Source organism: Paenibacillus sp. FSL R5-0623, from assembly GCF_037974265.1.
GTDB lineage: Bacteria > Bacillota > Bacilli > Paenibacillales > Paenibacillaceae > Paenibacillus.
Map to the genome: position 1 here is coordinate 1095785 of NZ_CP150233.1, position 13581 is coordinate 1109365.

The window sequence follows — 13581 nt, forward strand, 5'->3', positions numbered from 1 at the left end:
CGTCTGGATTACAACCGCCGGATAGTGAAATGAAGCATCGGATTCGGCAGCAGCGGCTTCGACGATTCAAGATGAATATACCGTTAATCTTTATGTTTGTTCCGGTGATTATGTTCTACCTTACCTTTCGTTATGCACCCATCGGAGGGCTTGTCATGGCCTTCAAGGACTACAACTTCTATGATGGGCTGTGGAACAGTCCATGGGTAGGCTTTCAGCATTTTCAGACGCTGTTCAGTGATCCGCGCACGGTGGAGATTATTCGCAACACCTTGTTCCTCAGTCTGTTAAGCATCATTATCGGGTTTCCCATTCCAATTATTCTGGCCATTATGCTGAATGAAGTGCGAAACATGGCCTTTAAGCGGACGGTGCAGACGGTGGTCTATATGCCACACTTCTTTTCCTGGGTCATCATTGCGATGATGATCATGACGGTTTTCTCTTTGGAAAATGGGATCGTAAACCGCTGGGTCGAGGCCTGGACGGGAGCACCTTATCCGTTCATGTACAACAAGGGTTCGTGGGTTGCGGTGTTTGTTGGCTCAGGGATCTGGAAGGACATGGGCTTCAATGCCATCATTTTTCTCGCGGCACTAACGACCATTGATCCGAGTCAATACGAGGCTGCACAGATGGATGGGGCCAGCAAAATGCGTCAGATCTGGCATGTCACCCTTCCAGGTATACGCTCCACCATTATTCTCCTGCTGATTCTGTCGATGGGGCGGGTGATGGAGGTCGGATTCGACCAGGTGTATATGCTTCAGAATTCCAATGTCAATGAGATAGCGGATGTAATCAGTACCTATATCTACCGCACCGGTCTTCAGGGAGCACAGTTCAGCCTGACAACAGCGATGGGATTGTTCGAATCCCTGGTTGCATTTATCCTCATTTTTAGTGCAAATTATATCGCGCGTCGATTTAACGAAGGTTTGTGGTAGGGAGGGAGAACAGCATGAGAAAAACCAAAGGAGAAAAAGTCTTTTATCTAATCAATTATGTATTGTTGTCATTGGTTGCCGTCAGCTGTATCCTGCCCTTACTGAACATTGTTGCCTTGTCATTTAGTGATGCGAGAGCGGTTGTTTCAGGTCAAGTGGGGTTATGGCCCGTCGATTTCACCTGGTTCTCCTATCACAGCCTAATTACGGGAACGCCGATTCTGAATGCATTCTGGAACAGTGTGGAGATCACATTGATCGGTACAGGGCTCAGTATGGCGGTGACGATTATGGCGGCATATCCGCTGTCACGTAGACATTTTTATCACCGGCGCTTCTTTACGATGGCGATGGTGTTCACGATGATTTTTAACGGTGGACTCATCCCGACTTATTTGGTCGTGCAAAATCTCGGTCTTGTGAACAGTTACGGCGCGCTTTGGCTACCGGGCCTGGTGAGCACGTACAACATGCTGATTATGCGATCTTATTTTGAAAATCTGCCGGGGGAAGTGGACGAGGCTGCGCGCATCGATGGTTGTGGTGAACTGGGGCTTTTGTTCCGAATCGTGTTGCCATTATCCAAACCTTTGCTGGCGACTATTGCTCTCTTTTACGGCGTGGGTTACTGGAATTCGTTCATGAGTGTGATGATTTATATCAATGATACGTCCAAATACAACATGACCGTGCTCGTCCAAAATATGATTATGTCCAATCTGAATGTACAGGATTTTACCGATCCAACGATGATATCGAATCTGACCCCGGAAGGCATCCGGGCAGCAGCTGTCATTGTGATGGTCATACCCATTTTGGCAGTGTATCCGTTCTTGCAGAAGTACTTCGTTAAAGGGGTCATGCTTGGATCAATTAAAGGTTAAAACAGGCTGTGGGTTAACCTGCATGGGTTCATATTACAGGAGAGAAAGAGGGTCTTATCTATGGCGTTAACGATGAAGGCGTGGATGAAGTCGTGTCTCGTTCTGGGCTTGATCGGTGGTTTGCTGGCGGGATGTACAGGAGGTAACGGTAGCGAACAGGCGGAAGGCGAAGGCAACAGGGGGAACATCACGTCAACGATCTATGATCGGGGCGCGGTCCCAAGCGGCATGGGTACGATCGAAGATAATATGTGGTCCAAGTGGATTAACGAGAATGGCCCGGCAAATGTAAAATATACAGCAGTTCCCCGCTGGGAGTCTCAGTCGAAACTTAACGTATTATTCGCTTCTGGCAGTGCACCGGATATCATTTTTGAATTCGGTACGCCCATCCGTAACACACTGTTTAATCAGAAACAGCTGATGCCGCTGGATGAGTTGATCGAGAACTCGAGTGTGGAATACAAAGCCTTGATGGAGAAATATCCCCAGCTCAAGAAGGCCGGCATCAAAAGCGATGGTAAGCTCTATGAAGTGGGACGTATGAACGAGGTGTTTCCACTAACGAGCTTTTTCATTCGGGAAGACTGGCTGGAAAAGTTGAATCTGGAGGTACCGACCAATGAAGAAGAGATGCTGGCGGTAGCCAAGGCCTTCACGGAGAATGATCCCGATGGAAACGGAGCTAAGGATACATACGGCATCGGTGGATTCCAGTTCGGCGATACAGCGGGTCTGTTCCGTTATATGTACAACGCCAACTGGGTGAATGTGGAGGACGGGGAGATGGTGGTTGGTCCCAACAACATGAAAGAAGCCACGGCATTCAAACGTGCATTATATGAAGCAGGTGTGGTCGATAAGGACTTATTGACCGACAAGGACGGGGCCAAGGCGAAGCAGGATTTCCTGAACGGCAAAATCGGTATGTACGCGGCCATGACTTCGGATTATACCGGGTTTGCAGCGAAGGAACTGGATACATTGATGCAGAATGTTCCTGAGGCCAAATTAAAGGTCATCGCTCTGCCAACCACGTCCGTAGGACAGCACACGATGGTGTGGAATAACCCCGTTCAGATGACTGCAGCTGTGAATGCGCGAGCCAAAAATCCGGAAGCAGTTATGCAATATATCGATTTTCTGACCAAAATAGAGTCGGGCCGAACCTTCAAAAATGGATTTGAAAACACGCATTATACGTTGAACGATCAAGGCTGTCCGCGCATCTCGGATCAGGAGAAATACAAGCAGGAGATCAGCTGGGCAGGCGATTACGCCATGTTGTACAGCCGTCTGGAGGAAGGCAAATGCGGGTACACAGAAATGCTGTTCAGCGAAGAGATCCCGTCGCAGAAGGAAGGACTTCGACTATTTAAGGAAGCGCGTGAGGTATACATGACGGATCTTCCGGTAGGAGAGGGTGTTACCCATTCGGAACATATGCCGCAGCTACCCAAGGAGCTTCAGGTGAAGTTGACCAATGTGACAACAGCGATCAACGATATTTTTACCCGTTCCATCATTGGCGGAAGCAAATATACGATCGAACAGGCTGCAACGGAAGCACAGCAGAAGTGGGAACAAGGCGGTGGCCCGGAGATTGAAGCATGGTACAAAGACTGGTGGAGCAAGGAAAAGGATAATGTACTAGTCTGGGACGACTTCTATGAGATCTATGAACAACAACAGGCTGATTTTGAAAAAGCAGAGTGAATTCAAGGATTCAAATCATTCATACGATTTATAATTTTGGTATTGGTAGAAATAAGCGCTCTGATCCCCTGATCAGAGCCTTTTTAGGTTTGGGCTTCAAATAGGGGAATATTTGACTGGAAAATGAAGTGAATAGAAAGTTCTCGCATTTCGCATGAAACCATATCCAGAACGATGCGTATCATAAGGTATTAATTGTTTTTAAATGTAGAATATTGCCGTATTTCAGAGTATAGTTAAGGAATAATTTAACTTATATTCAATGATGATGTAGGGATGAAAATTACTGAAAACCATGAAAAAGTGGAAAGAACACCATGTATGAAACTATTGGAGGTTGAGTATGAGTTCATTTAAAGGCTGGTTAAATTCAACAAAACAAGGACTTGAAGAGCAAGTCAAAAAGTTTAAAAATAAAGATTTTATGGATGCCGTAGTTGCAGGCTGTGCACTGGTTGCTTTTGCAGATGGTTCCATTGACGAAGCGGAAAAGAACAAGATGGCCGGTTATATCAACCTGAGTCAGGAATTGAAGGTATTTGATATGGCTGAAGTGATTACACGCTTCAATCATTATGTCGCGAACTTTGAGTTCTCTCCAGAGATCGGGAAGCAGGAAGCGCTGAAAGCCATTGGGAAATTCAAAGCCAAGCCGGATGTAGGACGCGTTATTGTGGGTGTATGCAGTGCGATTGGTTCAGCTGATGGTAACTTTGATGATCAGGAGAAAAGAGTCGTTACCGAGATATGCATCGTACTTGGACTGAACCCGAGTGAATTCAATCTCTAAGTAGCTATTTTACATATGAAGGGAGGTGAAAATCAGTGGCAAGCATTAATTTGGTCAAAGGACAGAAGATTGATTTAACCAAAGGCAATGCAGGACTTACTGAGGTGATTGCTGGTCTCGGTTGGGACCCGGTAACTGCCAAAGGTTTCTTCGGAAGAAAAAAACAAGCGGATGTCGATTGTGATGCATCGGCGATCATGTTGAATGAGGAAGGCAAGTTGGTCAAGGACTCCAACCTGGTTTGCTTCCACAACAAGCAAAGTGCATGTCGTTCGGTTATCCATTCAGGTGACAATCTAACAGGACAGGGAGACGGTGACGACGAACAGATCAAAATGGATCTGTCCCGTATTCCTGCTGATGTTCATAAAGTATTAATCGTTGTTAATATCTACGATTGTGTCAATCGCAAGCAAGATTTTGGCATGATTGAGAAGGCTTATATTCGTATTCTGGATGGTAAAAATTCCAGTGAGCTCGTGAAGTTCAATCTATCCGATAACTACACAGGATCAACAGCGTTGATCTGTGGTGAATTGTATCGTCATGGAGGCGAATGGAAATTCTCGGCAATTGGAGAGGGTTCCCATGCGGTACATATCAATGAACTCGCTCGCAGGTACTCCTAAGTACAAGATTTAACCGAAATCGACAATAATCTTGATATTCATATGTCACGATAACTACAATACACTTATATATAAGCGAGGATGATCATACGATGGCAATTAATCTCTCTAAAGGTCAAAAAATCGATCTGACTAAAACGAACCCAGGTTTGACAAAAATCACAGTAGGTTTGGGCTGGGATACCAATAAGTATGATGGCGGAAAAGACTTTGACCTGGATGTATCGGTATTCTGTACCAATGCAAACGGTAAAGTAGAAGGCGAGAAAAACTTCATCTTCTTCAACAATCCACAAAATGAAAATGGTTCTGTTGTTCACACCGGTGACAACCGTACAGGAGATGGCGATGGTGATGATGAGCAGATCAATATCGACCTGCCTAACGTACCCGCAAATGTAGAGAAAATTGCATTCTCGATTACGATCTACGAAGCTACAGAACGTAGCCAGAACTTCGGACAAGTCTCCCGTGCTTATGTGCGAATCGTCAACGAAGCAAACAGCGAAGAACTGATTCGTTTCGACCTGGGAGAAGACTTCTCCATTGAAACGGGTGTAGTTGTAGGTGAATTGTATCGTCATAGCGGCGAGTGGAAGTTCAGTGCCATCGGTAGTGGTTACCAGGATGGACTGGTTGGATTGACACGCGATTACGGTTTGCAATAGGACGTACAGTACGACTTACAGGATGGGAAGAACCGTCTCCTGGACGGTTCTCCTTTTCATTTAATCACATATCTTGGAAAGGTGGAAAAACAAATGACGATCAGTCTTGCCAAAGGACAACGTATTGACCTGACTAAGACGAATCCAGGCCTTACCCGTGTGGTGGTTGGTTTAGGTTGGGACACAAACAAATATAGTGGTGGAGTCGATTTTGACCTGGACGCTTCGGCTTTTTTGTTGTACGAAGATGGAAAAGCCAAAGGTACGGATGACTTTGTTTTTTACAACAATCCAAGCGGCGGTGCGGGTTCAGTGACACATACCGGTGACAATCGTACGGGTGAGGGTGACGGCGATGATGAGCAAGTTGTCGTTGATTTCAGTAAAATCCCTGCGCACATTCACCGGATTGGTATTACCGTAACCATCTATGATGGAGATGGACGAGGGCAGAATTTTGGACAAGTCTCCAATGCTTTTGTTCGTGTTGTAGATGCTGCAAATGATCGGGAAGTGCTTCGGTTCGACCTCGGAGAGGACTATTCCACAGAAACAGCTGTGGTGTTCTGTGAGTTTTACCGTGCAGGTGCAGATTGGAAATTCCAGGCGGTAGGTAGCGGCTTCACAGGTGGATTATCTGCTTTATGCAAAAATTACGGACTGGATGCACAATAACTTGGCATAGAAAGGTGATTCTGCTATGGCGATTTCTGTCGTGAAAGGCCAGAAGAGTGATCTGACCAAAACCAATCCGGGCTTGTCCCGTCTAACGGTAGGCATTGGTTGGGAGGCAGCCTCGGGTGTGGAGCTGGACACATCAGCATTCCTTCTGGGCTCAGACAATAAAGTGGCTGGAGATGAAGATTTTATCTTCTATAATCAGCCCTCTACCTCGTTCATCACGTATATGGATGGTGGACAGATTGGTGGCGAGAAGAAACAGTTCTCCATTGATCTTGGCAAAATCCCTGCCCGAATTGAGAAAATCGCCTTCAGCCTGACGATTCATGACGGTGAAGCACGACGCCATCATTTTGGACAGGTTCAGCATGGTTTTCTACGGTTTGCCAATGCAGCTACAGGTCAGGAAGTGATGAGATATGATCTGGGAAGCGGGTTTACAGTGGAGACCGCGATTGTCATTGGTGAATTGTATCGCCATAACGGAGAATGGAAGTTCAATGCAATAGGGTCGGGTTTTGCAGGTGGTTTGAATGCACTCTGCGCTAACTTTGGTGTAGATGTGGATGGTGGATCAGACGCTGCGCCAACCACATCAACCGTTCCCCCGACAGCTGCACCGACTCCACCACCCCCGGCACCAGAACCTACGCCTGCTCCTGTGAATTCGATCAATTTCAGCAAAATTGAATTGAAGAAGAAGGGAGACACCATTAACCTCAAGAAAAATGCGGGGGGACTTGGTGAAATCCTGATTAACCTGAACTGGAATCAACAGGGCAGCAAAGGGTTATTTGGTCGCAGCAAGAGTGTGGATCTGGACTTGGGCTGCCTGTTCGAGATGAAGGATGGTACACGAGATGTGATTCAGGCCTTGGGACAGACGTTTGGTTCACTGAACCGTTTCCCTTATATTGCACTGGATGGGGATGACCGGACGGGATCTGTTAAGACGGGAGAAAATCTGCGGATTAATGGTGCACGTATCTCGGAAATTGAGCGCATCTTGGTATTTACCTATATTTATGGTGGTGTGGCCAACTGGTCTCAAGTAGACGGTGTGGTAACTATCCAGCAGAAGGACGGCCCGGATATCATTGTGCGAATGAATGAATATGGGAGCCCGCTTGGCATGTGTGGCATCGCGATGTTACGCAATGTGAACAATGAGACATTCAGTATTGAACGAATCGTGCAGTTCTATAATGGGCATCAGGCGTTGGACGAGGCTCATGATTGGGGAATGCAGTGGGTTGCGGGAAGAAAATAATCATTCGTATTTATTCATTCAATCCCTCCAGATTAAGGAGGGATTGGTTTTTATGCCCCGACAGCTGGAATCAACTATTGCAGATTGGCTATTGCCAAAGGTGCGAGGAGGAGACAATCCTGAAATATTTTAACTTTTTGAGTCTGGAAGAAGAAGATACTTTATTTTTCTCTTCACCCGTCTCGTTCAATCACCGGACTTCCAAAGATCTACTGGCATATGCTGTTGGGGCTGCTTTATATATGCCCGCGACGCGCGCACATATCGCGGACGACATTATAAATGGTAAGCATGAAGGTCTGACGACCATTATTATTGATCTGGAGGACGCTGTAGGTGACGACCAAGTAGAGTTTGCCGAGCAGTGCCTGGTACAGCATCTAACTCAACTGATGACTTATATGGAGACAGGCATGCTGAGTCAGGATCAAATGCCTCTTCTGTTTGCTCGTGTACGTTCACCACAACAGTTGGAACGTCTGATTGATACGTTGGGAGAATTGGTGTCCATGCTGACAGGTGTGGCTTTGCCCAAGTTTTGTGTGGGCAATGGAAGAGCCTATTTTGACCAGATCCGCAAGTATAATCAACGGAAACCGGATCATTATCCCGTTCTCTATGGAATGCCCATATTGGAAACAGCTTCAATTATATATCGGGAGACACGTTGGGAGACCTTACTGGGCCTTCGAAACATCCTTGATGAACATGTTGAATATGTGCTCAATGTACGCATTGGTGCGACCGATTTCTCCAGCTTGTTTGGACTACGCCGAAGTCCTGAATTGACCATATACGATATCGCCACGATCCGTGACTGCATCTCGGATATTATCAATCTGTTTGGGCGAATGGACAAGCCGTATGTGATCTCAGGTCCTGTCTGGGAATATTTCAGTCAGCGGGAGCGCGTGTTCAAACCTCAATTACGACAGACTCCATTCGAAGAAACCCTGGGCAAATCAGGGCTGCATCTGAGAATGAAATATATTACGAACACAATGGATGGATTGATGCGTGAAGTCATGATGGACAAGGAAAATGGAATTGTTGGCAAAACGATCATTCATCCTTCTCATATTAAGCCCGTACAAGCGATGTACGTTGTTACACATGAAGAATATTCCGATGCCCAAGACATCATCGCCCGTAATGACGGTAGCCTGGGTGTGTTCAAAAGTAATTACTATAACAAAATGAATGAGATTAAACCACACTTGAGCTGGGCGAATCGAATTCTAATCCGATCACAAATATATGGGGTGTTACATGAACAGCAGCATTTTGTCGGGCTCTTGCCCAAACATGAGCAACAACACAACTACGTTCCCAATTCTTGATCAATTCAGTCTGAACGTTCAGGTTACACATAACCCGCTGCAACTTCCACTAGAATCTCTATTTTCCATGGCTGCACGAATCAATAAGAAACGTTCATTTCTGTTTGTAAGCAAACTGCTGGGCAAGCACATCCCGGTTAACCCGTATACCTCGCTTCTGAGCGGCGCGGCATTGGCTGTTCTGTTATATGAGCACCTGACTGAGGAGACGGAAGAGACCAAAGATCAGATCACCAAGTGGAAACGGGAAATGGTCGAAGGATTGATTGATCCCCAGCAAGCTCGGCAAGTGTACAACATGCTGTTGCAAGAAAGCTTGAGTTTACCGGAAACGATTCGTTTTGTTGGTTTTGCCGAGACCGCTACAGCGCTGGGTCACAGCATGTACGAGATGTTTGCTGATCAAGCTTCCTATATTCACACCACTCGCGAATATGTTCCAGCGATGAATCCAGATATTCAATTTGAAGAAGAACATTCTCACGCGATGGCTCATCGTTGTTATGCGCTGGATCATGAAGCCTTTGCAGGAGAGGGCCCGATTGTTCTGGTGGACGACGAGATTACGACGGGCAAAACGACGTTGAATATCATTCGGGATATTCAGGCCAGATATCCCCGGAAGCAATATGTGATTGCTTCGCTGCTAGACTGGCGTACGGAAGCGGACGAACTTCGATTTGCCGAACTGGAAGCTGAACTTGAAATTACTATTACACCGTTAAGCCTGTTGAAGGGCCGTATTGAAGTAGTGGGTAATCCACAGTTGGAAGCAACACAGCAAGATGAGCAGTTATCCCGTCCTGCCGTAACGCTTCAAACCTCTACCGTTGCAGATGCCTTCGATCAGCTGCACGCTACTTCCGAGGATGGTGAAGGTAAACGTAGCACAGCCAGCTACGTCCAGCATACGGGCAGGTTTGGTATGCAATCCCGTCATAATAGCGTATTACGTCAGGAGGTTAGCCGGATTGCAGAACGACTTCGGTTGCAGCGTACGGGAGAACGGACGTTGGTGATGGGAACAGGGGAGTTCATGTACATTCCAATGCGTGTTGCTGCCGAGATGGGAGAAGGCGTGTGGTATCAATCCACTACCCGCAGTCCAATCCATACACATCCCGCTCCAGGATATGCTGTTCGTAGTGGTGCCGGATATGCCTCACCGGAAGACGCATCTGTTCGTAACTTTATCTACAACATCGCCCCGGGACAATATGACGAGGTTTTTGTTCTGCTGGAGAGACAGATGTCCGAAGAGCGAATGGAACCGATGGTGAAGGTACTGGAGCAGTTGGGATGCGGTCACATTCATATTGTGTATTGCGGCTTGCCAGAGAAGACAGGGGACAATGAGCAATGAACTTAACTACACTGGAGCTAATCAGACAACGTGAGATTCGGTCTCCCGAGCCGATGGGCAGTTATGCTGCATCGGACGTTGTTTTCCTACTGAAGGATATCAGCCATGTGGATCTGGAAAAGGGAACGGGTGAACGGGAGCAGGCGATCCAATCCGGGGTTCATTATTCGGAGATGCTGCCCGTGGAATATCAGCCCACAGCCGAATACATCGAGCTGTTTCACCAGACGCTGGAACAATCCGCTGCAAGAATAGCACTTCATACCGCCATCGTGGCTGAGAAGATCGTAGAGCGCAGGGGCCTGAATCTTGTGCTGGTATCATTGGCTCGAGCGGGAACACCTGTGGGCATCCTGATCAAGCGTTATATTGAATTGAAATACAAGGTGACGATTCCGCATTATAGCATTTCCATTATTCGTGGCAAAGGTATGGATGAGAACGCAATTTTATATATTTTACAGCAACATGGTCTGGAAACTGACATTCAATTTGTAGACGGTTGGACAGGCAAAGGGGCTATTCGCAAAGTGCTGAAAGAATCCTGTGACCAAATGGAACGGACTTATGGCGTAAACCTCGATGATGATCTTGCCGTGTTGGCCGATCCGGGGCAATGCTCAGGCACATTTGGGACAAGAGAAGATTATCTCATTCCTAGCGCTTGTCTGAATTCCACCGTCTCTGGACTGGTGAGCCGTACAGTACTTCGCGATGATCTGATTGGGACGACAGATTTTCACGGAGCCAAATGGTATCGTGAATGGTTCTCTGACGATGTGTCGAACCAATATGTGGATACCATCGCTCAGCATTTTCCACAGGTGATGAACCAAGCGGAGATTCGCTCGGATGACAATGCTACCGGTACTTCGGAAATCACCTGGAAAGGCTGGCAGGATATCGAGGCCATCCAGCAATCCTTTGGTATTACGAACATCAATCTGATTAAACCTGGAATTGGAGAAACAACCCGGGTGTTATTACGCCGGGTTCCTTGGAAGATTCTTGTGGATCGATTGGATAATCCGGATTTGCAACATATCATGATGCTCGCCAGAGACAGAAATGTGCCGGTTGAGGTATATCCGGGATTAACCTATTCCTGTTGCGGCATTATTCAATCCCTGGGAGGTGGCGGAGAATGATGATCTACGCAAGTGATCTGGACCAGACGCTGGTGTACTCCCGTCGTGCGCTCCGTATTCCTGAAGATACACCGGGACTTGTTCCGGCAGAGTGGATTAACGGCAAGTTGTCCGCTTTTATGTCAGCATATGCACTGGAGCGTTTGCAGTCTTTGCCACAAGACATTGTATTTATGCCTGTGACGACACGTACTGTGGAGCAGTACCGACGCATTCATATTTTTCAGAGCGAATGTATTCCGAAATATGCGGTGACGAGTAATGGTGGCAACATTATTGTTGACGGTCAGGTAGACGATGAGTGGAACCAGCATATTCGTTCTTTGCTTCGTCAGCAGGCAGCTGCTCCTGAAGAGATCCTGGATTTATTTGACGACGTACTCAGCCCGGAATGGGTGATTAACCAGCGATTGTGTGATGAGCTGTTCTATGCACTGTTGATCGAACGTGACAAGCTTCCAATGGAGCGTATTGCGGACAAGATTCGGGTGTTAGAGACGCTGGGATGGGAGAGTTCGATCCAGGGTCGGAAGCTCTATCTGGTGCCTTCGGCCGTGAACAAACGAGCTGCAGTGGAGCACATTAGGCAACGCATTGGCGATGTGACTGTGATTGCTTCGGGTGATTCCTTGCTGGATCGCTGTTTGCTGGACTTTGCGCAGCATGCCATTGCTCCGTCCCACGGAGAATTACATGTGGAGAGACAGCGTGCACCTGAGCTGGTGCCGTATCAATTTACGGAACAATTCGGTGCTTTTGCAGCAGATGAGATTCTCGATTACGTTCACCGTATTCACAACGATCAACAGACTCAGCTAGACCATGCCGAGATAAGGGAGACCGTATAAATGAAAAAAATGAAGATTTACTTCAACCGTTGGTTCTCTGTAACGTATCATTATATGAATGCAATTCGGGACAATGAGGACGGCATGGAATTTGAGATCTACGGTACTCATCCTGATCCGGGACACATGGCATTACAGGGCTGTGATGTTGCAGAAGTTGAACCGCGTGTAACGGGCCGGGAATATGTTGATTTTTGCCTCGACTTTTGCCGTCGTCATCAGATTGATGTCTTTATTCCGCGCTGGAACATGCTGGACATCAGCAGACATATCTCCTTGTTCGAAGAGATCGGTACACGGGTTATCGTATGCTCGGATACGGAATTGCTGGAACAATTGATGGAGAAAGACCGCTTCTATGAATCAGTGCGTGAGAAAGGCATTATGGAGATTCCGGATTATTTCACGGTCAGTAATGCTGCACAATTCCAGCAAGCCTATGAGGCGCTGCGCGCACGTGGACACGATGTATGCTTCAAACCATGTAATGGTGAGGGCGGCATGGGATTCCGGGTGATCAACAATGAACGTGATCCGTTGGAGGAGTTGTTCGGGTATGCGCTTAACTCGATTTCATATGAAGATGCCCTGCGTGCATTCTCTTCTGCTCCGTCCTTTCCCAATGTCATGGTGATGGAGGTGCTGGAAGGATATGAATACAGTATTGATTGTCTTTCGGATCGCAATGGGAAACTATTAACGGCTATTCCGCGTAGAAAAGAAAGAGGACGTTTACGCTTGCTCGAAGAAAATGAGGAATTACTGGAAATTGCCCGTAATGTGGCAGAAGTATATCGGATTCCTTATAATTTTAATATACAGATGAAATATCGCAAGGATACACCGAAGCTGCTGGAGATCAATCCGCGTATGTCGGGTGGGTTGCACATGTCTTGTCTGTCGGGCGTGAACTTCCCGTATCTGGCGGTCAAGTCTGCACTTGGCCATGATATTGGACCACTTCATCCGAAGTTTGGTCTTCTGGGAAGTCATATCGAACAGCCATTTATAATCGACGTTCAGAAGGTAAGCGGAGTACACCACGTCTAGCTGAGAATTTCCCTCAACATTGACACCTTCTGGATGGTTTTTTTACAATACAGATGAGAGGTTATTCAAAAAGTCTCCTTTTGATTACGAATAATGCCTTACGGCATCATCAGCATCGAATATGAAATTCAGCCGAAATAAGCGGGAGGCTTACGAAGTATGTTTCCTTTGGAAACATTGTGGTTGCTCACGTAGTTTTCCTACGCTCCGCTACTCCATTTCTATCTTCATTCCATCTTCTCGGTAC

General features: G+C 46.8%; 13 protein-coding genes. All 13 read left to right on the forward strand.

The genetic code is table 11. From position 1 onward, the window contains the following. Positions 1-29: 29 nt before the first annotated feature. Entirely contained in the window at positions 30-947 is a 918-nt protein-coding gene (locus tag MKY92_RS04980) for an ABC transporter permease subunit (RefSeq protein WP_339301688.1), read from the forward strand. Positions 948-961: 14 nt separating this feature from the next. Beyond that, positions 962-1831: a carbohydrate ABC transporter permease gene (locus tag MKY92_RS04985; RefSeq protein ID WP_036606256.1), complete on the forward strand. Its 870-nt coding sequence runs from the start codon at positions 962-964 to the stop codon at positions 1829-1831. A gap of 60 nt (positions 1832-1891) precedes the next feature. Further along, positions 1892-3547, forward strand: coding sequence for an extracellular solute-binding protein (locus MKY92_RS04990; RefSeq protein ID WP_339299473.1), 1656 nt, complete (start codon positions 1892-1894; stop codon positions 3545-3547). Positions 3548-3890: 343 nt separating this feature from the next. Then, the gene (locus tag MKY92_RS04995) at positions 3891-4337 is read left to right on the forward strand and encodes a tellurite resistance TerB family protein (protein ID WP_339299474.1); all 447 of its coding nucleotides are present in this window, start codon (positions 3891-3893) and stop codon (positions 4335-4337) included. A 35-nt stretch (positions 4338-4372) separates the two neighbouring features. Then, the gene (locus MKY92_RS05000; RefSeq protein ID WP_339299476.1) at positions 4373-4966 is read left to right on the forward strand and encodes a TerD family protein; all 594 of its coding nucleotides are present in this window, start codon (positions 4373-4375) and stop codon (positions 4964-4966) included. A 92-nt stretch (positions 4967-5058) separates the two neighbouring features. Further along, positions 5059-5634 (forward strand): TerD family protein, encoded by a 576-nt coding sequence (locus MKY92_RS05005; protein WP_339299477.1) that lies wholly within the window; start codon positions 5059-5061, stop codon positions 5632-5634. A 93-nt stretch (positions 5635-5727) separates the two neighbouring features. Beyond that, positions 5728-6309 (forward strand): TerD family protein, encoded by a 582-nt coding sequence (locus MKY92_RS05010; RefSeq protein ID WP_339299478.1) that lies wholly within the window; start codon positions 5728-5730, stop codon positions 6307-6309. A 25-nt stretch (positions 6310-6334) separates the two neighbouring features. Continuing rightward, a complete protein-coding gene (locus tag MKY92_RS05015) occupies positions 6335-7585 on the forward strand; it encodes a TerD family protein (protein WP_339299479.1) in 1251 nt (416 codons plus the stop codon). Between the two features lie 137 nt (positions 7586-7722). Next, entirely contained in the window at positions 7723-8925 is a 1203-nt protein-coding gene (locus tag MKY92_RS05020; RefSeq protein ID WP_076213453.1) for an HpcH/HpaI aldolase/citrate lyase family protein, read from the forward strand. A gap of 67 nt (positions 8926-8992) precedes the next feature. Next, positions 8993-10288 carry a phosphoribosyltransferase family protein gene (locus MKY92_RS05025; RefSeq protein ID WP_339301690.1) on the forward strand — a complete coding sequence of 432 codons (1296 nt, stop codon included), beginning with the start codon at positions 8993-8995 and terminating at the stop codon, positions 10286-10288. Beyond that, positions 10285-11436: a cysteine protease StiP family protein gene (locus MKY92_RS05030; protein WP_339299480.1), complete on the forward strand. Its 1152-nt coding sequence runs from the start codon at positions 10285-10287 to the stop codon at positions 11434-11436. Before MKY92_RS05025 ends, MKY92_RS05030 begins: the two co-directional genes overlap by 4 nt. Continuing rightward, entirely contained in the window at positions 11436-12284 is an 849-nt protein-coding gene (locus MKY92_RS05035; protein WP_339301692.1) for an HAD family hydrolase, read from the forward strand. Before MKY92_RS05030 ends, MKY92_RS05035 begins: the two co-directional genes overlap by 1 nt. Next, entirely contained in the window at positions 12285-13334 is a 1050-nt protein-coding gene (locus MKY92_RS05040) for an ATP-grasp domain-containing protein (RefSeq protein ID WP_339299481.1), read from the forward strand. It abuts the gene before it with no gap. Positions 13335-13581 lie beyond the last annotated feature (247 nt).

Bases quoted from the DNA above. Each gene is read 5' to 3' on its own strand.
- MKY92_RS04980 (WP_339301688.1), top strand. From the start codon at position 30: ATGAAGCATCGGATTCGGCAGCAGCGGCTTCGACGATTCAAGATGAAT.
- MKY92_RS04985 (WP_036606256.1), top strand. From the start codon at position 962: ATGAGAAAAACCAAAGGAGAAAAAGTCTTTTATCTAATCAATTATGTA.
- MKY92_RS04990 (WP_339299473.1), top strand. From the start codon at position 1,892: ATGGCGTTAACGATGAAGGCGTGGATGAAGTCGTGTCTCGTTCTGGGC.
- MKY92_RS04995 (WP_339299474.1), top strand. From the start codon at position 3,891: ATGAGTTCATTTAAAGGCTGGTTAAATTCAACAAAACAAGGACTTGAA.
- MKY92_RS05005 (WP_339299477.1), top strand. From the start codon at position 5,059: ATGGCAATTAATCTCTCTAAAGGTCAAAAAATCGATCTGACTAAAACG.
- MKY92_RS05010 (WP_339299478.1), top strand. From the start codon at position 5,728: ATGACGATCAGTCTTGCCAAAGGACAACGTATTGACCTGACTAAGACG.
- MKY92_RS05015 (WP_339299479.1), top strand. From the start codon at position 6,335: ATGGCGATTTCTGTCGTGAAAGGCCAGAAGAGTGATCTGACCAAAACC.
- MKY92_RS05025 (WP_339301690.1), top strand. From the start codon at position 8,993: ATGGCTGCACGAATCAATAAGAAACGTTCATTTCTGTTTGTAAGCAAA.
- MKY92_RS05030 (WP_339299480.1), top strand. From the start codon at position 10,285: ATGAACTTAACTACACTGGAGCTAATCAGACAACGTGAGATTCGGTCT.
- MKY92_RS05035 (WP_339301692.1), top strand. From the start codon at position 11,436: ATGATCTACGCAAGTGATCTGGACCAGACGCTGGTGTACTCCCGTCGT.
- MKY92_RS05040 (WP_339299481.1), top strand. From the start codon at position 12,285: ATGAAAAAAATGAAGATTTACTTCAACCGTTGGTTCTCTGTAACGTAT.